We start from the raw sequence: 20,969 nt of genomic DNA, 5'->3' as shown, positions 1-20,969 counted from the left end.
GCCTATGAAACTGATATTTCTCGGCGCAACCCAGACGGTCACCGGCTCGAAATTTCTGGTGGAGGACGGACAGTACAGCTTTCTCGTCGACTGCGGGCTGTTTCAGGGGTACAAGTGGCTGCGCGAGCGCAACTGGCAACCCCAGGCGTTTGCCATCGAAAAACTCGACGCCGTCGTACTGACTCACGCGCATATCGACCACTCCGGCTATATCCCGCGGCTGTACCAGCAGGGCTATCGCGGCCCGGTCTATTGCCACCATGCCACCCGCGATCTATGTGGCATCCTGCTGCCGGACAGCGGCCGCATCCAGGAAGAAGACGCACTGTTCTATGCCCGGCACAAATTGGGTAAACATGCGCGACCGGAACCACTCTACGACGGCGAAACCGCAGAGCGCTGCCTGGAGCTTTTCCAGCCGGTCGATTTCGGCGAGCAATTTGCGGTCGGCAACAGCCGCATCCACCTGCAGTCCGCGGGACACATTCTCGGCGCAGGCAGTGCAATTCTCGAAAACAGCGGTGTCCGCGTCGGCTTTTCCGGCGACGTCGGTCGCCCCCACGACCTGATCATGCGGCCGCCACAGCCGCTGCCGGAACTCGACTTATTACTGCTCGAGTCCACCTACGGCGATCGCCTGCACCCGCAAGTGGATATTCCCGCACAGCTGGCAGAGATTATTAACGACACGGTTAGCAATGGCGGCGTGCTACTCATTCCGAGTTTTGCCGTGGGGCGAGCACAGGCCCTGCAACATCTGCTGGTCACGCTGATCGATCGCGGCGCAATTCCGGAACTGCCCATTTTCCTCGACAGTCCCATGGCCATCGACGTATCCGACATTTACTGCCGCTACGCCGATCAGCACCGCCTGACGCCGGAAGACTGTCAGCGCATGCAGCGCGGCATCACCTACACCCACAGCGTGGCGGATTCCAAGGCGCTGGAGGATATTCGCTATCCGCACATCATCATCGCCGGCAGCGGCATGGCTACCGGTGGGCGCATATTGCACCATATGAAGCGACTGCTGCCGAATCATCGCACCACCCTGCTGTTTACCGGCTACCAGGCTGGCGGTACTCGCGGCGCGCTGCTGAGTGGCGGTGGACTATCGGTGAAGATTCACGGCGAACAGGTACCGTGCAAGGCGAGAATCGAGATGATCGAAGGCCTGTCGGCCCACGCAGACTACGGTGAATTATGCGACTGGCTGCAGCAGTCAAAGATGCAGGCGGAGACGCCCATCCAGCTGGTGCACGGCGAACCGGACGCGGCGGATGCACTGCGTTTTTATCTCAAGGAGCACACCAAATTCCATCCGGTGGTCGCCGAGTACCGCCAGGTACTGCATTTATAAACGCTTACAGCGCGTCGAGACGGCTGAGTTTTTTCCAGTAGCGATCGTAGGCGGAATACCAGCGATAGTCCGGCGCGCACTGCGCAGCCCGCGCGCTCCAGCGCTGGTGCCAGGACTCCGCAATTTCACTGACCGCGGCGACACCGCGCCCCGCCTCCATCGCATCCATCAACTGCCTTTCCACGCGATCCCTGTCCTCGCGCAGTTGCGTGCGAAAATCGCGGTCGTGCAATGCCCGCCGATGTACTCGTTCGAAACGGAACCACGGGCTCTGCCGAACCTCGCCGTCCACAGGGAAAACCAGCCCGCTTGCTGTGGAGAAGTCCACCGGCTGGAACAGAGACAGGCAAGGCGCGGATGTACCCGTCACCCACACCCGCGGCACTGCGCCCGTGGCGAGCCGGACAATCATGGAACCGCAGGTCTGGCTCGGCCGAGTGATGCCCGCTGCGTGCATGCACAGGTCGCGATTGCTGAAACGGGAAAACTCTTCGCCGTCGCAGTGATGACGGCGCAGGCTCGCCGCCAAGGCTGCGACGGACGGCTCCTCGATGGCCGCGAGGGAATCCAGGCTCGCGCGACGGCGCTCTGACGCACGCCCCATCAATTTCATAAAACGGGTATCGAACCTGCGCGCGAAATTGAAGGCCAGGTCGCCCGCCGTTTCAATATGCCCCGACAGGCTCTCGGAACTGAGATCGAACTCCGCGCCAATCGACAGCGCATTGGAAATCGCCGCACATCCATCGACGCGTTTGGCCACCCAGTGGCGTCCCGCCGTCTCCAGCACCCAGCCCTCGTTGCTGTCGGCGATGATAAAACTGTTGTCGTAGCGAAAGGATTTATCGCGGTAGCCAGCGGCGCCCCCCTGTCCGTGGGCTTCCAATAGAGCGGTGATGACATTCAGTGCCTGGCGCGCCGTGGCGCCGCGCTCGAGCCCCAGCCGCAACAGGTCCATACCCAGCAACGCACTGCCTTTCCTGGCCACCAGTCGCGTGAAAACCGCCTCGTTGCCAATCGCCACACCGCGCTCGTTGACGCCGATCTCGGCGCCCCAGATCCAGGCCGGCTTGGACAGTATCATGCCGAATCGCTCCGGCACCTGGGGAATGGAGATATAGGTGGTGCGCACCTCCTTGCTGCGGTCCGCCGACACCGGCGGAATAAAGCAGACGATCTGCGCCTCTCCGGGCTCGCGGTCGCTGTTTTTGGCAAACCAGGTTTCGCCGGATTTTTTTATTATTTGCGTGTCACACATTGCTGGCTTGCCGCCTTTGAGGAAACTGGGGTACATGTCTCGGCAGACTTCGGTGCCGATTTAGTATCCTCAGACTCTACAGAATCCGCGCGCCATCGGTCAAAGATCGATCGACAATGGTGCTGTGCCGGGATGCCCCGTGACTAGCGGCGCCGGGCGCCCCTCTTCTGCCACTGCCGCGAGGGGGCCGGCGGTGACGGCTCGATCATCACCGCACCGCTACTGGCAATGCGAAGCATCGCTTGCTACCAGTTGAACATGGTGCCGTCTTCCAAGCGGTTCACCGGCAGGAAGGCGCGCCGGTAGGGATATCTGGCGGCCAGGGTTTCATCGATGTCCACGCCGTGACCCGGCGCTTCTCCCACATACAGGTAACCATCGGCGAAGTGATAGCTGTGCGGAAACACCTCGTCAGTGGCTTCGGTGTGACGCATATATTCCTGAATGCCAAAGTTCGGCACCCAGGTATCGAAATGCAGCGCCGCCCCCAGGCATACCGGGGACAGGTCGGTGGCGCCGTGGCAGCCGGTGCGCACGTGGAACAGCTCGGCCAGCGCGGCAATACGGCGCAGATGGGTTATGCCACCCGCGTGCACCACCGAAGTGCGGATATAGTCGATCAGCTGCTCACTGATCAGTTGCCGGCAATCATGGATCGAATTGAACACCTCCCCCACTGCCAGCGGCGTGGTGGTGTGCCGGCGGATCAACCGGAAACTTTCCTGGTTTTCGCAGGTAACGGCGTCCTCGAGCCAGAACAGCCGATAGGTCTCGAGATCCTTGCCGAGGCGTGCGGCCTCGATCGGAGTCAGGCGGTGGTGCACATCGTGCAGCAGATGGCATTCAAAACCGAACCTGTCACGCAGCTTGTCAAACAGCGCCGGGATATGCCGAAGGTACTTTTCCGAGGACCAGATATTTTCGGTCGGCAGGCCGGTATCGGCCGGCTCATAGAACATTTTGTCCCGGGCCACGCCATAGGTTGACGCCAGTCCCGGAACACCGCTCTGGGCGCGCACGGCGCGATAGCCCAAGGCGATATATTTGGCCACCTCATCGGCGGTCTCCTCGATGTCACCGCCGTTGGCGTGCCCGTAGACCATCACCCCGTCGCGCGACCGCCCGCCGAGCAGCTGGTAGAGGGGCAGCCCTGCAGCCTTGGCCTTGATATCCCACAGGGCGGTATCCACCGCGGCGATCGCACACATGGTTACCGGGCCGCGACGCCAGTAGGCGCCCCGATATAAGTACTGCCAGGCATCCTCGATCTGCTGGGGATCGCGGCCAACCAGGCAGGGAATGACATGCTCCTGCAGATAGGCCACCACCGCCTGTTCCCGGCCGTTCAGCGTCGCGTCGCCAATGCCGTAAATACCCTCGTCGGTTTCCACTTTTAGGGTGACAAAATTTCTACCCGGGCAGGTGACGACCACCCTGCCGCCGATTATTTTCATCTTTGCAGTCGATCTACGCGAAAGTGATTGTGTGCGGGCATTACCGCGGCCTCATTGCCTGCGCGGTGTCGTGTTTTCACTGACGGGCAGTGAGCGCCGGCTCCAGGTCCACCAGGATGCAGGCACAGGTGTGCACAGCGCGCCTACCCAACATAGCGCAGGACCCGAGGTAACGCGTTGCTTCGGAGGAGGATTCGGGGCGCTGCGGATAACGCCGGTGAACGGCACAAGCGCCAGGCGCGCAATGGATAGGTAAACGGAGAGCGCCGCTTGGCAGAAGAGCGGAGTCAGTTGCGGTGTATATCGCCGCAAGTCGGTGGCAGGTGCAAATCCAGCCGGTTAGCGACCCCCTCAGATATTAGCGAGCCCCGGATTCGCAAAATCAGATATTCAGCACCTGCTTGACGAAGGGAATGGTGATCTTGCGCTTGGCCATCAGCGACGCCCGATCCAGTTGCTCCAGGCACAGAAACAGTGCGCGAGTGTCGCGCGGGGCCCGGTGCAGAATGTATTGCGCCACATCCTCCGGCAGATCGAAGCCGCGCAGGCGGCTGCGCCGGCGCAGGGCCGCGACCTTGTCGCTGTCGTCCAACGGTTGCAGCTGAAAAACCAGCGCCCACTGCAGGCGCGACTGCAGGTCCGCCAGCGCGACGTCGAGACCGCGGGGTGACTTGCGCGCTCCCAGTAACAGCTGGTGCCCGCCGTCCTTGACGCGGTTATAGAGATGGAACAGGGCTGTCTGCCACTGCGGATGGCCTTCGAGCAGGTGCAGGTCGTCGATACACACCAGCTCCAGCTGTTCCAGGCCATCGAGTATGACCGCCGGATCCATCGCCTGCCCCTTTCCCAGCAAATCGGCCAGCGGCAGATACTGGAAAGAGCGGCCACTGGATTCGGCACTCTGACACACCGACTGCAACAGATGGCTGACGCCACTGCCAGCCTCCCCCCAGAGATAGATCACCGGCTCGGGGTTTTCGCCACTGGCGAAAGACTGCAGCAGCGCCACAACCTGCCGATTGGGATCTGAATCGGACAGATAGAAGTTGTCGAAGGTGGCGTCATCCCGCAGGGATACACCCAGCGGCAACTGTTGCGGCGTTGTCATCTCAGTGCCAGCGGTAACGCAACGGATTTTCGGCGCTGCCCAATGGCGCGCGGTAGCCGGTCAGGTCGATGGACTCACCCTCTGCCTCGGCCTGCAGCTTGCGATTCAGGGCCAGAGCATCGCGCAGGTTCTGCATATGCGCCGAGGTGGTCAGCGCCACGCGCATGCGGTCGGCTTTCACCGACAGCAGGTCGGCGCTGCTGACCTGGGCCAGTCCCTGCAAATAGGCGGAGGCCTCGGTGTAGTCGGCAAAACTGTCGACACCCGACAATTCGACGATGACCGCGCTCCGCGGGCCGCTGTCACTTTCCGGGCGCACGGCGTAGCGCTGCGCCAGCAGGTTTGCCGCCTCGTCAATACCGCGCAGGGCGACCTCTTCCAGGGAGTTGCCGCTGGCGTCGAACGCGTAACTGCGACCACCGTGAATCAGCAGCCAGTTGGCCTGCCAGCGTTGCCCCGACGCCTGCAGCACACGCCCCATCAGCGTCGCGTCCGGGTTATAGCGCACCCCGGCGCGCTCGGCGGCACGTTCATCCTGGGCCCACAGGTTGCCCAGCGGCATATTGCGCTGGTCATTCAGGTCCATCACCGGGAAATCCACCGGCAAGCCGCGCTCTATGGCCATGGCGTCCATGGCGGCGAAGAGTTCCGGAGCGTCTTCCTCGCGCAGCGCGGCGCGGCCACCCTGCAACGTGTCTACAGCCATCCACACCAGCGTGCCCGGGCGGTTATTCGGCCACATGGGCAGATGCAGCTTGTGCACCTGATCGGACACCGCCTGGGGATCAAAGGAAAGGTGCAGATACAGCTGGTTATCTTCGCTGGAGTAGCGGAACCCCTGCACATACCGCTGGGCCTGTTGCAGCACCGGCCGCAACTGGGGATTGCTGCCGATCGCCGCGTCGCCGGTGACTCGCACAAAAACCCGCTCCAGGCCGCGACTGCTGGCCGCGGCGCGGTCGGTGGTACCGCGGCTCGGGACCGCCTCTACGACTTCGTACAGGTCCGGTATGACACGCGCCTGGGCCGGCAGAACCAGTACGCCCAGCAACAGTGCCAGTGCCGGTAACACCAACCCGTGCCGCAGCAGCTTATGCATCGGATTTCTCCCCAAAACCTCTCTAGTGGACTGGAAGGTGCGAATACGCCCCAAGGCGCGCGGGACCGGTAACGGATACCCGTCCACCACGCGTGCCAGGATGGTTTTTCGCGCCCTCCCGCCCCAATCTGTGGAAGCGGCCGATTCCGCGGCGCCAGGCGCCAAAGGTGCGGGGCTCGGCCAAATTTGGGGCTATTGTATCAGTGTCGGGTATTTCTCCCAGTACCTGGCCCGCATTTCTCGCAAACTCCCACAGCGAGGTGGATCCAGAGCAGTAGGGGGATTTGCGAGAAATACCGGCCTATTCGCACAATCGGGCAAATTTCCACTAGAATACGCGCCCTCTAAATCTCCAGCGCAGGATGAATCATGAGCGATTCCAAGCCCCAGTCCCTTTCCTATAAAGACGCCGGTGTCGATATTGACGCGGGCAACGCCCTGGTGGAGCGTATCAAGCATGTCGCCAAGCGCACTGCCCGCCCGGAAGTGATGGGCGGACTGGGCGGATTCGGCGCCCTCTGTGAGCTGCCCAGCGGCTACAGGGAGCCGGTGCTGGTATCCGGCACCGATGGCGTGGGTACCAAACTGCGCCTGGCGATGGACCTCGGCATTCACGACAGTATCGGCATCGACCTGGTCGCCATGTGCGTGAATGACCTGGTGGTCGCCGGTGCGGAACCGCTGTTCTTCCTCGATTACTACGCCACCGGCAAGCTGAACGTGGACATAGCCGCCGAAGTGGTTTCCGGCATTGGCCAGGGCTGCGAACTGGCCGGCTGCGCGCTGGTGGGCGGTGAGACCGCGGAAATGCCCGGCATGTATGAGGGCGATGACTACGATCTGGCCGGCTTCTGCGTCGGCGTGGTGGAAAAGTCCGAAATCATCGACGGCAGCAAGGTGCAGACCGGCGACGTACTGATCGGCCTCGCCTCCAGCGGCCCCCACTCCAACGGCTACTCACTGATCCGCAAGGTTGTGGAGATCAGCGACGCCGACCTGCAGCAACTCTTACCACAGGATTCTGGGGCCGGTGTCACACTGGCAAAAGCCCTGATGGCGCCGACGCGCATTTACGTAAAGAACCTGCTCGAACTGATGAAGAGCACTCAGGTCAACGCCCTCAGTCATATCACCGGAGGTGGCCTGCTGGAAAACCTGCCGCGCGTCCTGCCGGAGGGCGCCTGCGCCCGCATCGACGTCAGCAGCTGGGAGCTGCCACCGGTCTTCCGCTGGCTGCGCGATACCGGCAATATCGATGGGCGGGAAATGTACCGCACCTTTAACTGCGGGGTGGGCATGGTGATCTGTGTGCCGGCCAATGCTGCCGAAGCGGCGCTGGCAACCCTGCAGAAGCTGGGTGAAGACGCTTTCGTGATCGGCAGCATCGAAAGCGCAGCCGCGGGTAGCGAAGCCGTGGAGCTGGCAGGTCTTTGATGTCTCAGAAAAAATGCCAGGTGGTCGTACTGATTTCCGGCAGCGGCACCAACCTGCAGGCACTGATCGACGCAGCCACCCGCGCAGACGCGGAGTTTTCCATCCGTGCGGTCGTCAGCAACAAACCGGAGGCCTATGGCCTGACACGGGCTACCGAGGCGGACATTACCGCCGCGGTGGTCAATCACAAGGACTATCCGGATCGCGACACCTTTGACCGCGCGCTGATCGAGGAAATCGACCGCCACGAGCCGGACCTGGTGGTACTGGCCGGCTTTATGCGCATCCTGACTCCGGAATTCGTGCGCCACTACGGCGGTCGCCTGCTGAACATCCACCCTTCGCTGCTACCGAAATACCAGGGACTGCACACCCACCAGCGCGCGCTGGACGCGGGAGACAGCGAACATGGCGTCACCGTGCATTTTGTTACCGAAGAGCTGGACGGCGGCCCCGCCATCGTCCAGGCGGTAGTGCCGATCGAAGCCGGCGACACTGCCGAGCAGCTTGCCAAGCGCGTGCAGGTGCAGGAGCATGTTATCTACCCGCTGGCAGTAACCTGGTTTGCCCAGGGCCGCCTGCGCATGCTGGAAGACCGCTCGGAGCTCGATGGCGAATTGCTGCCCCGCGGCGGCAAGCAGATCACCGGCTAAGCGCACCGCACTTTTTCCGGTAGGCCGTGTCTGATTGGCTAATACCGGATTCAGGTTGGGTATAGGATCCGGAGCATACAGTGCACCCTAAGGCCTGTTTGCAGGTCAATCGGGGCTACGGGCAGCAGGCTTAATGCCCGCAGCCCCGGCGCTACAATTCCGTTTTCAATCAACCCCGATCCCGCCGCATGGCGGGCCGCCGCACCGCGCACAAAACGGCGCTTTGTAAATGCGCGACGCGGCCCGGACAACAGGAGGTCGCAGTGCCAGCGCGTATTATTATCACCTTTTTTCTGATGTTCCTTTCCGGGCAACTCCTGGCTGCAGAGCTGCAGCCGTTCAGTGCCACCTACTCTGCCAGCTTCAACGGCATCGGCGTGACGGCGAAGCGCGAGTTGTCGGGCAGGAGCAACAATTGGCGCCTGGATTTCAATGCCGACTCCCTGTTCGCCAAAATCAGCGAGTATTCGCGTTTCGGCAGCAAGGATGGCCAGCTAATTCCACACCATTACGAATATCACAAAACCGGACTGGGGCGGGACAAGCACACAGTGCTGAATTTCGAGCCAACCCAGAACCGGGTAGTCAACGTTTCCGATAAAAAGAGAACACTGGAAAACGCCCCGAAAGATATCCAGGATAAAGTCAGCTATCAGCTGCAACTGGCGCTGGACGTTGCCAACAATAAGGAAGACCTCACCTATCAGGTCGCCGACGGCAGGAAAATCCGCGAGTACAAATTCGCCATTACCGGCAAGGAAAGACTGTCGACACCACTGGGCCCTATTGAGACCATCAAAGTCGAACGGATACGGGAAGGGGATTCCGATCGCGAAACTATCATCTGGTTTGCACCGGAATGGAACTATGCGCTGGTGAAATTGATGCAACAGGAAGAAGATGGCAAAACCTATCAAATATCCTTGACCAAATTATCCATCGACGGAAAGAGCATCAGCTCCAATTAACAAAATTCCACTTTCCCCGCAAAAGTCGAAAAAAAATCGCGACATCCGATAGATTTTTCGGCTTTTTGTCTTTATAAAGTCGCCCGCTTCCACTGTTGGCGTTGTTTGGCATTGCTAGACTTTTTCAACAGGGAATTAATTGCGAAAAGTGAAGGCGTACGAATAAGCCTTCCAGCCATGTATCAGTTTTCTTCGACTCTGTTTGTGGCTTTCAGAAATCAGCAATTTAAGAGTGGGATCTCATGAGCAAGAATATACTGCGCCGCGCAGTTTTGGCTGCCGCAATTAGCACCGTTTCCAGCGGCAGCATGGCTGCCGGCTTCTACCTGCAGGAGTCCAGCAGCTCAGGCCTCGGTCGGGCCTTTGCCGCGGAAAACACCATTGGCGACAACGCCATGATTCTGGCGCGCAACCCAGCGGGCTCCGCTTTGTTCGATCGTATCAGCGTTTCCGGCGGTGTGACTTACGTCAATCCGGAAATCGACGCCGCGGGCGACATCACGCTGTTCTTCGATACGCCGCTAGGGCCCACCAGCGCGACCTTTTTCGACAAGGCCGATGACTACGCCTCCGATGCGTTTGTGCCGAATTTCGCCCTGGCCGTACCCATCGACCCCTGCTGGTCTGCGGGCCTGGCCATGTACACCACTTACGGCCTGGAAACTGACTTCGAGCCGAGCTGGCTGCTGACCAACGTCAACGACCAGACGGAGCTGCTGACGATCAATATCCAGCCGTCGATCGCTTACGATTTTAATGACCAGTTCAGCATCGGCCTCGCGGCGAACATCGTGTACGCCGACGCCAAACTGACCACCAAAGTGCCGGCGAACTACCCGCTGGATCCGCCGATCCCGTCCAATCTCTCAATCCTGCATTACGACGATGCAGATGACTGGGACGTGAGCTGGGTACTCGGTGCCCTGTGGCGTATTTCCGATCGCACCCGCATTGGCCTTTCCTACCACGCGGAAATCGATCCCAAACTGTCTGGTGATGTCAATTCTGACATCCTGCCTACGGCAGTGAATCCGACACTGGCGCCGTTCAACAATGCAAATGGCAAAGTTAAGCTGGATCTGCCCGACACACTGGAGCTCGGCTTCTACCACCGTTTCGACAACGAGTGGGGCATCGCCGCCGGTATCATGTGGACCGACTGGGACGACTTCGAGCGCCTTGAAGCTTTCGTCCCCGCTGGCGGCCCGGGATTCGACCCGCTGCTGTTCCGTGAGGAAAACTTTGAGAGCGGCTTCCGCTACAGCATCGCCGGCGAGTACTACCCCTGTGAGGAAGTCACCTGGCGTATCGGCTATGCCTATGACGAAGGTGCGGCGCGCGACGGCGTGAATGAGATGGGCGTAGAAGAAGTGCAGCAGACCCTGGGCTTCGCCCTGCCGGTAACCTGGCGCAGCCTGTCCATCCCGGACACCGACCGCCAGTGGGTTACTTTCGGCGGCACCTACAAGTTTGACAAGCACCTCAGCATCGACGGTGGCTTCGCCTACCTGTGGGGCGACGACGAGACCATCCAGGAGTTCACCCGGATTCCGGTCCCCACTTACTTCGATGGCGGCACCACCAATATCGAAGCCTGGCTGGCCGGTGTCTCTGTGAACTACACCTTCTGATTGCTTCTTTCTCTGCAATCGCTAACGGAAAGGGCCGCCCATTCAAGGCGGCCTTTTTTATTGTTCGACGACGCATCGACCGCAATCCCACCGCCCGACAATTACGCATAAATACGCGCCAGAAACCCCTCCCGACCGACAAGGTCACAGGGGCCACCCATTGCCGGATAAATAAACTGGCACACTCCATGCATAGCATATACCGCATTGTGTCGACTCTCGGCGTGTTCCGGAAACCGTAATACAGGCCACCCTTAGCGACACATTGCGCGCAAAAGATTTGCCAGTCGTGTGACGCGACTGAACTAGAGCAGAGGCGCTCATTGACTCACTGCCTTTTGGCGGCCGTCAATGAGCGCCTTTTTTGTGGCCGGCAGTTTGCTGTCGGTGATCAACAGGGGAGACACGAAAATGGAAAGAAAAACACTGCTGGCCTTGACATTACTCACACTGATCGCAGAAAGCGTTAATGCGGATACAGCTTCTGCAGCGGGCAATGACGACTCCGCTCAGGCTGCGGCGGCAACTGCAGGAGAAGCGCTTGCCCTCGGAAAAGTCACACTGGGATTGCGCGCGCGCAGTGAGCTGGTAGAGATCGATGGCGCAGACACAGTGGACCTGAGCAGCCTCCGAACCCGCCTGACTTATGAATCCGCAAGCTTCCAGGGCCTCAGCGCGCTGATCGAGATGGATGATGTCACCCACCTGAGCGAATTTGAAGGCGGTGTTACGGATCCGCAGGGCACGGAAGTCAACCGGGCCAGCCTGTCCTATTCTGCCGGCGGCACCACCATCAGGTATGGCCGCCAGCGCATCTTGCTGGATAACCAGCGTTTCGTCGGCGGCGTCGGCTTCCGGCAGAACGAGCAGACCTACGACGGCATCAGCATCACCAACAGCAGCCTGACCAACACCAGGCTGTTTCTCGCCCATATCGATAACGTCAACCGCATCTTCGGCGAGGACAGCCCGCTGGGCGATCACAAAAGTGACAGCTATCTGCTGAATGCAAACTACAGCGGCTTCAGCGCCGGATCCGTATCCGCCTATGCCTATCTGCTCGACAACAGAAGCGCCCCCGCTTTTTCCACTGACACTTATGGCCTGCGCTTTGAAGGTGCGACCGGTGCTGCAAGCTACGCACTGGAATATGCCACGCAATCTGCTGCCGCGGAGAACCCGGCCAGCTACGATGCCGATTACCGGCTACTTGAGGGCGGTTATAAGCTTGGCACCGTCACCCTGAAAACGGGCTATGAACAGCTCGGCGCTGACGGCAGCAGTGGCCAGTTCATCACCCCGCTGGCAACACTACACAAGTTTCAGGGCTGGAATGACAAATTTCTCGGCGGGGGCAGCGGCAATATTCCCGGTGGCATAGAGGACATCTACGCAGTAGTCGGCACTTCGCTGGCCGGTGTCAAAATCTCGCTCAATTACCACCAGCTCAGCTCGGAGGAACCTGCCGTGTCTGGCATGGATAAACTCGGCAGTGAATACGGCGTTGTGATCGGCGGAAAAATCGCTTCTATCGATCTGAGCCTTAAATACAGCAACTTCACTGCCGATGAATTTTCCAGCGATACAACCAAGTGGTGGCTTACCGCACTGGCGAACTTTTAGCACCGAGACGGCCGGTTCCGCCGGCCGCGCAGCCTGTCCCAGCCACTGCACACAGTCTCCATGGGGCTACCGGGAACCAGACTGTTCTATGGCTCCCGCAACGCCAAAGGCACAGCTAAATCAGGACTACCGGAGCAGTTTCTGCTGCGGAGTGCGGCAGATACCAAAGGGGTTACCCTCAAGGGGGTAGTGATCAGCAGGGGAGTTGAGGAATAGAATAATTTTCCACTCGGCGGGCACAAGGAAGGAGAAATCAAATTTCAGGTGCGGCCGCCTCTCGTTTCACCAGCCAGAAACAGCCCCACTTCGATTCAAGTGTAAGGAAGAATATGAATCGCCTACTACTCCTGCTGTTGTTCATCAGCCTCGACGTTTATTCATTCAGCATGGGGGACGCCATCAATATCGCCGGCCGCCAGCGAATGCTCTCCCAACGGATTACCCAAGCCTATATGCTGCGCGGCATCCAGCCTGGTGCCGAGCGCCATCTGCAGACTTTCGAGCGCTGCATGCGGGAATTCTCCGACAACCTGGATCAACTCGCGACGTTCAACGAGGCGGCGCCGATACGGGCCGACCTGCAGGCGGTACAGCGGGAGTGGAGTGCTTTCGAGGAGGTTGCCCGACAGCCGGTCAGCAAACACAGTGCCGAAATGCTATTCAGGCGCAGCAATACCCTGTTGCCTGCCGCCCATAACTATGTGATGCGCCTGCAGGAACTCTCCGACCATAAAAGCGCGGAACTGGTCAATATCGCCGGCCGCCAGCGCATGCTCTCCCAGCGTATCGCCAAGAATTATGTCGCGCTCTTCTGGGATGTCGCCGGCGAGGAAGGCGTAAAAGGCCTCTATGAAGACCTGGCCGAGTTCCAGCATATGCTGGATTTTTTATTGCAGAGCCCCCTGAATACACCGCAAATCAACCGAAACCTGCTGAAAACCCAGGGGCATTTGAGCTACGCCAGACGCGGCTTCGACGCAGAGATGCAGATTTCCGAGGAGCGCCAGATTCATGTCATAACCGGCACCACAGACATGATGTTGCGCAATATGGATGTCATTACCGGCCAGTATACCGATTTACTGAATACCGCCCATCTATCGGCTCGCTAGAGTCCGCGCAGTGACTTTCACTGAAGCCACCCCGCGTCGCGCCAACAGTGAAAAACTGGCAGCCAAAGAAAAAGGCCGGGCAGAGTTGCCCGGCCTCAAATTGCTGACAAAGTTACGCATCCAAAATTTAAGGCAAAGTGCTAGGACGAGCATTTCGAACCGTCGGCGATTGGGCCGAAGGCGCCGTGAATGCCTGGAGCGGCCGGACCGTCGCCGCCGGAGCTTACAGGGATGTATTCATAGCGTTTCGAAATGCTCGTCCTAGTGCTTGGCCGCCACCGCACCAGCACAGAACGAAATGCGGGCTTTATCAACAGTCTGAGGCCGGGCAAAGTTGCCCGGCCTCAGACTGTTTCGAACATTCACTCAGCAACAGTACTTCCCAAATGGGCCTGTAGCTGCGCCGTCGGCCCATGGCCGGTCGAATAATCGCGCAGCGAGCAGTGCTCGCTCAGCGCGCGGAGGGAGTTTGTCGCAAGCAGCCCTCCCTGGAGCGGCTTCCGGCCCGGCCATCCCTAGCCGGTCGAATAATCGCGCAGCGAGCTGTGCTCGCTCAGCGCGCGTGCCACAAATCCTGTGCCGGTATTGAGCTGCAAACTTGCCATCCCTGGCGCGACTTTTGTGTGTTCGATCTGGCCCCGGCCCGGCCATCCTTGGCCGGTCGAGTGACTGCGCAGCGAGCATTGCTCGCTGTACGCGCAGTTACTCCCAACCGCATTGGCGGTCTTTGTTTTGCTCTTCCAGATAGACCATCAACGGCTGGAAGTAATCGATGATTGCAGACGCATCCAGCTCGCGCTGACCAGTCAGAGCCTCCATGGCATCAGGCCAGGGCTTGCTCGCACCCATCGCCAGCATCTTGCGCAGTTTTTCACCGGCGGCGGCATTGTTGTAAATAGAGCAGCGGTGCAGCGGGCCCGTCTCACCGGCAGCCTCGCAGAGGGCGCGATGGAACTGGAACTGCTGGATGCGCGCAAGGAAGTAACGCGCGTAGGGCGTGTTACCGGGGATATGATATTTGGCACCCGGGTCAAAGTTCGCCTCGGAGCGCTCGACGGGCGCCTCAATTCCCTGGTATTCCTCGCGCAGATTCCACCAGGCCTTGTTGTAATCACCCGGCTGTACTTCGCCGTTGAATACCTGCCAGCGCCACTTGTCCACCAGCAGGCCAAATGGCAGGAAGGCAATCTTGTCCAACGCCTGCTGCATCAGGAACCCGATGTCTTTGCTCTCATCCGGCACTTCGTCCATCAGGCCGATCTGCTTCAGGTACTTCGGCGTGATGGAGAGCGCGATGGTATCGCCAACGGCTTCGTGGAAACCGTCGTTCGCGCCCTCTTTGTACAGGAACGGCTGATCCTTGTAGATGCGCTGGTAGAAGTTGTGGCCCAGCTCGTGGTGAACCGTCACCAGGTCTTCACCGGTCTTGTTGATACACATCTTGATGCGGATATCGTCCTGGCCGTCCATATTCCAGGCACTCGCATGGCAGACCACATCGCGATCGCGCGGCTGCGTGAACTGCGAGCGCTCCCAGAAGGTTTCCGGCAGCGGCTTAAAGCCCAATGAGGTAAAGAATCGCTCACCGACCTTGACCATGCCCTTTTCGTCCATGTCGGACTGCTCGATCAGCTCAGTGAGATCGTAAGGCGCCTGCATGTCATCGTCCTTGACGATGTCGTATACGTTGCCCCACTCCTGCGCCCACATGTTGCCGAGGAGATGCGCCGGGATCTTGCCGTTGGGGGGCACCACGTCATCGCCGTAGCGCTCATTCAATTTGGCACGCACATGGCAGTGCAGCGCTTTGTACAGCGGCTTGACCTTGCCCCACTGTGCATCCATGTCCGCAGCAAAGGCATCCGCATCCATATCGTATTTCGAGCGCCAGAAGGTACTCAGGTTGTCATAACCCAGCTCCTGCGCGCCGGCATTGCCGATTTCCACCTGACGCTCGTACAGCGGCTTCATCGGCGGCGATACCTTGCGCCAGCCGGTCCAGAGCTCTTTCAGCAATTTCGGATCGCGGCTGTTGGCCATGACCTGCCCCATCTCGGTCAGGGTGTAGCACTTCTCCTCACCCTCTTCCTCACGGCAGTATTTGCCGGCGCCATACATGCCCTGCATCTTGGAGCCGATCTGGGCCAGCTCAGCGGTCAGCTTCGGATCCTTGGGTGCCGGGAACACCAGCCCCTGTTTCAGCATGGTCAGCTGGCGACGGGTGTCAGGATCCAGCTCCAGGTCGTTGAATTTGGCTGCCTCGGAGGCCAGCTCCACCGCCATGGCCGTATAGCGCTCGGAGGCCAGTGCCTCGACATATTGGGAGTCGACATTGATATAGGTGGAGGCCAGCCAGCTCGCGTGGCTTACCTCCTCCGCCATCTTTTCAAGGCGTGACTGGGCGTCCTGCAGGAATGCCTTGGCATCTTCAGCCGTGACCTGACCGGTAGCCGCAGCTCTGCCTACTTCGGCGCTGGCAGGCGCCGCCGCTTCCTGAACCGGCTCCTGCTGGGCCTGCTTGTTGTCGCATCCGGCGAGCGCCACTGCCGCGGCAATGGCGAGAGCAATCTTCTTCATCGACTCCCTCTTTTCGTTATTGGAGATGATTTGGGTTGTCGCCGTTTATAGCATAAGCACAGCATTCGCTGGGATGCGAACACCCCTACCGGTAAAACATCGGCATAAAATCCCACTTGAGGTCGAGATATTGGGGGAAAATTTCGTACGCTTGCGAACGGAAGCTTCTTGCGGGGACAGAGAACCGCATCAACGGATACTTGCAAACGGCTGGGGAGCAAGGGAGGAGATGGAGGCAGCCCAACCAGCAACACCCTCGGCACATGACACCACTGCTACCGTTGCTCCCTTCCGGGCCTGGCGGGGTTCACAGCTGTTCATTGCGAGGGGACCGGAAGGGCCGCCACTGCAGGCTTCGACCGATATCGACGGGCGATCAGCATCGAAGAGGGCGCGATTATAAGGGAACCTCTGAATAAGTCCATAGCCGCCCTGCGGGTGGCACGGCACACCGACTTTCAGGGCGCATCACCCTCTGCGTTGCAAGCGGCTGCGCCTCTATAGAGAGTTTGAAAGGCCTCGGCATTCCTGTAAAGCTGCGCCTTGATTGTGAACCGCTCTGAAAGCCAGAGAGGCCATGGACTTATCCAGAGATTCCCGAAGACTCAAAGGCGCGAGTTCCAGCCCCGTTATCAGGTTATACTGTGCGCGATCGGTCTTACCCCGGTAACAAGTCCTCCTGCAAAGAGTTTTTCATGCACCTGTTCGTCGACAATCTCACCAACGTAGACTTCAGCTACCTGGATCATCGCCGCGGCGTCGTGGGCGAGACCTGGCTGGCGAATGCGGCCCTGGATGGCGCCCTGGACAGCCAGGGCATGGTGTGCGATTTCGGCGTAGTAAAGAAAACTTTGCGCCACTGGCTCGATGATCAGCTGGACCACCGTTTGCTGGTGCCCACACGCTCCCCACATCTGACGCTCAAGCAAGATGGAGAGCAAACTGCACTGACCTGGCAATTGGATGACGATGAGGTAATTTCCATAGCCGGCCCTGAACAGGCGTTTGCACTGGTTGAAGCGGAATTGATTAGCGCTGACAGCGTGGCCCGCTGGAGCGTTCAGCAACTGGCTTCGGCATTTCCCACCAGCGTCGAGCGGCTGAGCCTCAGTTTCACCAGCGAAGAGATAGCCGACCCCTACTACCACTACAGCCACGGCTTGAAAAAGCACGATGGCAACTGCCAACGCATCGCCCACGGGCACCGCTCGCGAATCCAGATTTTTCTCGATGGCGAGCGCAGCCCCGAGTGGGAACGCAATTGGGCAGAGCGCTGGCGGGACATCTACCTGGGCACCCGCGAAGACCTGCTCGATGAGAGCGACGGGAATACCCTGCGCTTTGCCTACCGGGCCCAGCAGGGGCAATTCTCATTGGGTATCCCTGCGCAACGCTGCGAACTGGTGGACTGCGACACCACTGTAGAGCAATTAGCTCAGTACATAGCCACTACCATTGCCACAGAGCTGCCAAACACAGAGGTACAGGTGCGCGCGTATGAAGGGATTGGTAAAGGTGCGGTTGCTAAAGCAAAAGGCTAATCGCCTACCTGCAACTGAACAGTTTATTCGCCCCGGCAAGCGCCAGCCGAATCGGCGCGAGAAACTCCGTAATCCCGTATGCACCTGCAATCCGATACAGCCTTGCCCTTTTGCCATGGCAGGCTCGGGTTGCGCAATAGCACTGCAGTAGACGCACGCCAGAAAAAGAGCCCGATAACTTGAACCTGATCATTCTGGAAAAAACTGATTTTATCGAACCCGGACGCGCGCGACTTGCGGGACGAAGATTTCAGCATATTCAGGAGGTCCACAGAGCCGCAGTCGGCGACCAGCTCCGCGTCGGCTTGCTGAACGGGCGCATCGGCACCGGCGAAATAATCACCCTGACCGACGATGCCATCGAGCTGCAGGTAGAACTCCAGCGCTCACCGCCAGCCGCACTGCCAATGACACTGATCCTCGCACTGCCAAGGCCCAAAATGCTGAAACGGGTGATCCAGCATGTGACCGCTCTGGGTGTCAAGAAGCTGTTCCTGATCAATGCCTACCGAGTGGAAAAATCCTACTGGCAGACTCCGTGGCTGGCCGAAGACAAACTGCGCGAACAGTGCCTGCTGGGGCTGGAGCAGGCCGTCGATACGCAGCTGCCGCAGATCGAACTGCGCAAGCGCTTTAAACCGTTTGTCGAAGACGAATTGCCGCACATCGCCGCAGGCTCACAGATGCTGGTGGCACACCCGGTGACAGACACGCCCTGCCCCGTGGATGTCTCCGCGCAGACGACACTTGCGGTCGGGCCCGAGGGCGGGTTTATTCCCTATGAGGTGGAAAAACTACAGGAAGCGGGATTTGCATCGGTGCATCTGGGGCCGCGGATATTGCGGGTGGAGACGGCGCTGCCGGTACTACTGGGGCGACTGTTCCCCGGACGCTGACAGGCTGCTACGCAGGTAACCTGGCGTGCCCCCTTTAACGTTCCGGGTACCAGCCCCGCGGGCTTGGGTTCCATGCTCCAACAAAAAAGCCGCGTAAATACGCGGCCATAAAATGGTGGCTCCCGCCACCGGGTCTCACAGAGAGGGGCGCGGGGGTGCGCCCCTGGGGAGAAAGACTGCTCAAGTGGACAAGCGCGTCACTGAATGCTTTCTCAAGTTACGGCCGCCAGGCGGCCGCAACTTAGATTACGCCGCAGCGCCTTCCGCTACCGCGGACTTCTGCAGCGCCAGTTTCGGGTCAACGAATTCATAACCCAGCACATCGGCGACCGCCTGGTAAGTTACCATGCCGGCGTGCACGTTCAGGCCTTCCAGCAGGTTGGCATCGTCCAGCAGCGCCTGCTTGGCGCCCTTGTTGGCCAGCGCCACAGCGAACGGCAGAGTGGCATTGTTCAGGGCCATGGTAGAGGTACGCGCAACACCACCCGGCATGTTGGCCACACAGTAGTGCACTACACCGTCGACCACGTAAGTTGGCTCCTGGTGGGTGGTCGCCTTGGAGGTTTCGAAACAACCGCCCTGGTCGATGGCCACGTCCACGACCACCGCGCCTTTCTTCATGCGGCTGATGATATCGCGGGTCAGCAGCTTCGGAGCCGCGGCACCCGGGATCAGTACCGCACCGATAACCAGGTCAGCTTCCAGCGCGTGCTGCTCAATCGCATCGTTGGTGGAGTATTCGGTGCGCACGGCGCCGCCGAAGATATCGTCCAGCTGACGCAGACGCGGCAGTGAGCGGTCGAGGATGGTCACATCCGCACCCATACCCAGCGCCATCTTGGCAGCGTTGGTACCTACCACACCGCCGCCGATAATCAGCACCTTGGCCGGGGCCACGCCGGGCACACCGCCGAGCAGTACGCCGAGACCGCCCTGGGCTTTTTCCAGGTGGTGCGCACCGCACTGCACGGACATACGGCCGGCAACTTCGGACATAGGCGCCAGCAGCGGCAGGCCGCCGAAACGGTCGGTCACGGTTTCATAAGCGATACAGGTGGCACCGGACTTGACCAGCAGTTCGGTCTGCTTGGGATCCGGGGCCAGGTGCAGGTAGGTGTACAGCAGCTGTCCGGGACGCAGCATTTCGCACTCGTGCGGCTGCGGCTCCTTCACCTTGACGATCATATCGGCAGTGGCGAAGATCTCTTCCGGAGTATCGATGATGCGGGCACCAGCCTGCTCATACATTTCGTCGGTAAAGCCGATAGCGGCACCGCCGTCTTTCTGCACGATCACTTCGTGACCGTTGCTGATGAGTTCACGGACACTCGCCGGCGTCAGGCCGATACGGTACTCGTGGTTCTTGATCTCTTTTGGGACGCCAATCAACATTTTTTTGCTCCTCTTGTAATTGGCTAACGCGCCGCATTCACTGGTGACGGCCGCGCGCCTTATCTCTGTGATTTCACCCAGTATAGGGCCGCATCGAAAGTGTATTTATGCTAGATTTCAAGATTAACTAGTGGATTCCACTGCTTAAGATCGAAGGAAGACCGCTTTTTAAGCAAATCGACCACCCGGAGTCAGCCCGTATGCGCAAACGCGCCAGTGAATTGAGCACCATCGATCGCAATATCCTGCGGGTATTGCAGAAAAACGGACGCACCAGCTATGCAGAGCTGGCGCGAAATGTCGGGCTGACCGCGACCCCATGCGTGGAACGGGTCAAACGCCTGGAAAGCGACGGCGTCATCCAGGGCTACACCGCATTGATCAACCCCGAGTTTCTCGATGCGGCCCTGGTGGTATTTGTGCAGATACGCCTGAACCGCTCCGCCCAGGATGCCTTCGAGGAATTTCGCAATGCGGTGGCGGCTCTGCCGGAAGTGCAGGAGTGCTATCTGGTTTCCGGCAATTTCGACTACCTGATCAAGGCCCGCGTTGCAGACATGAACGCCTATCGAAAATTCTATGGTGAAACACTGCTGACGCTACCGGAAGTGCAGGAGTGCACCAGCTATGTGGTGATGGAGCAGGTGAAGGAAACGCTGGAAGTACCGGTGCACTACAACCGGTAATGCGGACAAATCTGCCGGGAGCGGATTTGGACAGCCGAAGGCTGCCCGCGCAGCGGGTGAGGCGCAGGGATGTGCCTCATCAATGCGGAATGCGGAATGCGGAATGCGGAATGCGGAATGCGGAAGAGGGTGTGGTGCCCGCAACTTACTAGCAAGCCGAAATTCCGAAACGTTATG

16 protein-coding genes and 1 other RNA gene are annotated in these 20,969 nt (G+C 59.6%); 10 read left to right on the top strand and 7 right to left on the bottom strand.

Features of this window, described 5'->3' with window-relative positions; all coding sequences use genetic code 11:
- Nucleotides 1–4: 4 nt before the first annotated feature.
- Complete coding sequence (locus tag BUC36_RS15175) at nucleotides 5–1,360, top strand: MBL fold metallo-hydrolase RNA specificity domain-containing protein (protein ID WP_073276712.1); 1,356 nt, start codon at nucleotides 5–7, stop codon at nucleotides 1,358–1,360.
- Nucleotides 1,361–1,364: 4 nt separating this feature from the next.
- On the opposite strand, the gene BUC36_RS15170 is transcribed toward BUC36_RS15175, so the two are convergent.
- The 4 genes from BUC36_RS15170 to BUC36_RS15155 all read right to left on the bottom strand — a co-directional run bounded on the left by BUC36_RS15170 (nucleotide 1,365) and on the right by BUC36_RS15155 (nucleotide 6,279).
- A complete protein-coding gene (locus BUC36_RS15170; RefSeq protein WP_073276921.1) occupies nucleotides 1,365–2,618 on the bottom strand; it encodes a C69 family dipeptidase in 1,254 nt (417 codons plus the stop codon).
- A 245-nt stretch (nucleotides 2,619–2,863) separates the two neighbouring features.
- Nucleotides 2,864–4,072: a D-mannonate dehydratase ManD gene (gene manD, locus BUC36_RS15165; RefSeq protein ID WP_073276710.1), complete on the bottom strand. Its 1,209-nt coding sequence runs from the start codon at nucleotides 4,070–4,072 to the stop codon at nucleotides 2,864–2,866.
- A gap of 382 nt (nucleotides 4,073–4,454) precedes the next feature.
- Complete coding sequence (hda, locus tag BUC36_RS15160; RefSeq protein ID WP_073276708.1) at nucleotides 4,455–5,180, bottom strand: DnaA regulatory inactivator Hda; 726 nt, start codon at nucleotides 5,178–5,180, stop codon at nucleotides 4,455–4,457.
- 1 nt (nucleotide 5,181) lies between these two features.
- Complete coding sequence (locus BUC36_RS15155; protein WP_073276706.1) at nucleotides 5,182–6,279, bottom strand: DUF2066 domain-containing protein; 1,098 nt, start codon at nucleotides 6,277–6,279, stop codon at nucleotides 5,182–5,184.
- Between the two features lie 369 nt (nucleotides 6,280–6,648).
- Between BUC36_RS15155 and purM the strand changes: the two genes are divergently transcribed.
- The 6 genes from purM (at nucleotide 6,649) to BUC36_RS15125 (ending at nucleotide 13,700) form a co-directional block, all read left to right on the top strand.
- Nucleotides 6,649–7,713 carry a phosphoribosylformylglycinamidine cyclo-ligase gene (gene purM / locus BUC36_RS15150; RefSeq protein ID WP_073276704.1) on the top strand — a complete coding sequence of 355 codons (1,065 nt, stop codon included), beginning with the start codon at nucleotides 6,649–6,651 and terminating at the stop codon, nucleotides 7,711–7,713.
- Nucleotides 7,713–8,366, top strand: a complete 654-nt coding sequence (purN, locus tag BUC36_RS15145; protein WP_073276702.1) for a phosphoribosylglycinamide formyltransferase — start codon at nucleotides 7,713–7,715, stop codon at nucleotides 8,364–8,366. The genes purM and purN overlap by 1 nt, the downstream gene beginning before the upstream one ends.
- A 263-nt stretch (nucleotides 8,367–8,629) precedes the next feature.
- Nucleotides 8,630–9,334, top strand: coding sequence for a DUF3108 domain-containing protein (locus BUC36_RS15140; protein ID WP_234995021.1), 705 nt, complete (start codon nucleotides 8,630–8,632; stop codon nucleotides 9,332–9,334).
- A 242-nt stretch (nucleotides 9,335–9,576) separates the two neighbouring features.
- A complete protein-coding gene (locus BUC36_RS15135) occupies nucleotides 9,577–10,965 on the top strand; it encodes an OmpP1/FadL family transporter (RefSeq protein WP_073276700.1) in 1,389 nt (462 codons plus the stop codon).
- Between the two features lie 411 nt (nucleotides 10,966–11,376).
- Complete coding sequence (locus BUC36_RS15130; RefSeq protein ID WP_073276917.1) at nucleotides 11,377–12,588, top strand: alginate export family protein; 1,212 nt, start codon at nucleotides 11,377–11,379, stop codon at nucleotides 12,586–12,588.
- Between the two features lie 329 nt (nucleotides 12,589–12,917).
- Complete coding sequence (locus tag BUC36_RS15125) at nucleotides 12,918–13,700, top strand: type IV pili methyl-accepting chemotaxis transducer N-terminal domain-containing protein (protein WP_073276698.1); 783 nt, start codon at nucleotides 12,918–12,920, stop codon at nucleotides 13,698–13,700.
- 702 nt (nucleotides 13,701–14,402) lie between these two features.
- Here the strand turns inward: BUC36_RS15125 and BUC36_RS15120 are convergent.
- The gene (locus tag BUC36_RS15120) at nucleotides 14,403–16,277 is read right to left on the bottom strand and encodes a M2 family metallopeptidase (protein ID WP_073276696.1); all 1,875 of its coding nucleotides are present in this window, start codon (nucleotides 16,275–16,277) and stop codon (nucleotides 14,403–14,405) included.
- A 239-nt stretch (nucleotides 16,278–16,516) separates the two neighbouring features.
- Nucleotides 16,517–16,614, bottom strand: an RNA gene (ffs, locus tag BUC36_RS15115) — signal recognition particle sRNA small type.
- A gap of 358 nt (nucleotides 16,615–16,972) precedes the next feature.
- Between ffs and BUC36_RS15110 the strand changes: the two genes are divergently transcribed.
- Both BUC36_RS15110 and BUC36_RS15105 read left to right on the top strand, forming a co-directional pair.
- The gene (locus BUC36_RS15110) at nucleotides 16,973–17,818 is read left to right on the top strand and encodes a 6-carboxytetrahydropterin synthase (protein WP_073276694.1); all 846 of its coding nucleotides are present in this window, start codon (nucleotides 16,973–16,975) and stop codon (nucleotides 17,816–17,818) included.
- Between the two features lie 179 nt (nucleotides 17,819–17,997).
- Nucleotides 17,998–18,714 carry a 16S rRNA (uracil(1498)-N(3))-methyltransferase gene (locus BUC36_RS15105; RefSeq protein WP_073276692.1) on the top strand — a complete coding sequence of 239 codons (717 nt, stop codon included), beginning with the start codon at nucleotides 17,998–18,000 and terminating at the stop codon, nucleotides 18,712–18,714.
- A gap of 246 nt (nucleotides 18,715–18,960) precedes the next feature.
- Here the strand turns inward: BUC36_RS15105 and ald are convergent, their stop codons facing one another.
- On the bottom strand, nucleotides 18,961–20,106 hold the full coding sequence (gene ald, locus BUC36_RS15100) for an alanine dehydrogenase (RefSeq protein ID WP_073276690.1): 1,146 nt from the start codon (nucleotides 20,104–20,106) through the stop codon (nucleotides 18,961–18,963).
- A 200-nt stretch (nucleotides 20,107–20,306) separates the two neighbouring features.
- Here ald and BUC36_RS15095 point away from each other — a divergent pair, with 200 nt between their 5' ends.
- The gene (locus tag BUC36_RS15095; protein WP_073276688.1) at nucleotides 20,307–20,792 is read left to right on the top strand and encodes an Lrp/AsnC ligand binding domain-containing protein; all 486 of its coding nucleotides are present in this window, start codon (nucleotides 20,307–20,309) and stop codon (nucleotides 20,790–20,792) included.
- The last annotated feature ends 177 nt before the right edge of the window (nucleotides 20,793–20,969 follow it).

It is taken from the genome of Microbulbifer donghaiensis (assembly GCF_900129095.1).
In the GTDB taxonomy this organism is placed as follows: domain Bacteria; phylum Pseudomonadota; class Gammaproteobacteria; order Pseudomonadales; family Cellvibrionaceae; genus Microbulbifer; species Microbulbifer donghaiensis.
The sequence above is the reverse complement of the archived record's forward strand: the minus strand, read 5'-3'. Positions and strand labels throughout refer to the sequence as shown.

Coding starts and splice junctions, on each gene's coding strand:
- BUC36_RS15175 (WP_073276712.1), top strand. CDS start 5: ATGAAACTGATATTTCTCGGCGCAACCCAGACGGTCACCGGCTCGAAA.
- BUC36_RS15170 (WP_073276921.1), bottom strand. CDS start 2,618: ATGTGTGACACGCAAATAATAAAAAAATCCGGCGAAACCTGGTTTGCC.
- manD (WP_073276710.1), bottom strand. CDS start 4,072: ATGAAAATAATCGGCGGCAGGGTGGTCGTCACCTGCCCGGGTAGAAAT.
- hda (WP_073276708.1), bottom strand. CDS start 5,180: ATGACAACGCCGCAACAGTTGCCGCTGGGTGTATCCCTGCGGGATGAC.
- BUC36_RS15155 (WP_073276706.1), bottom strand. CDS start 6,279: ATGCATAAGCTGCTGCGGCACGGGTTGGTGTTACCGGCACTGGCACTG.
- purM (WP_073276704.1), top strand. CDS start 6,649: ATGAGCGATTCCAAGCCCCAGTCCCTTTCCTATAAAGACGCCGGTGTC.
- purN (WP_073276702.1), top strand. CDS start 7,713: ATGTCTCAGAAAAAATGCCAGGTGGTCGTACTGATTTCCGGCAGCGGC.
- BUC36_RS15135 (WP_073276700.1), top strand. CDS start 9,577: ATGAGCAAGAATATACTGCGCCGCGCAGTTTTGGCTGCCGCAATTAGC.
- BUC36_RS15130 (WP_073276917.1), top strand. CDS start 11,377: ATGGAAAGAAAAACACTGCTGGCCTTGACATTACTCACACTGATCGCA.
- BUC36_RS15125 (WP_073276698.1), top strand. CDS start 12,918: ATGAATCGCCTACTACTCCTGCTGTTGTTCATCAGCCTCGACGTTTAT.
- BUC36_RS15120 (WP_073276696.1), bottom strand. CDS start 16,277: ATGAAGAAGATTGCTCTCGCCATTGCCGCGGCAGTGGCGCTCGCCGGA.
- BUC36_RS15110 (WP_073276694.1), top strand. CDS start 16,973: ATGCACCTGTTCGTCGACAATCTCACCAACGTAGACTTCAGCTACCTG.
- ald (WP_073276690.1), bottom strand. CDS start 20,106: ATGTTGATTGGCGTCCCAAAAGAGATCAAGAACCACGAGTACCGTATC.
- BUC36_RS15095 (WP_073276688.1), top strand. CDS start 20,307: ATGCGCAAACGCGCCAGTGAATTGAGCACCATCGATCGCAATATCCTG.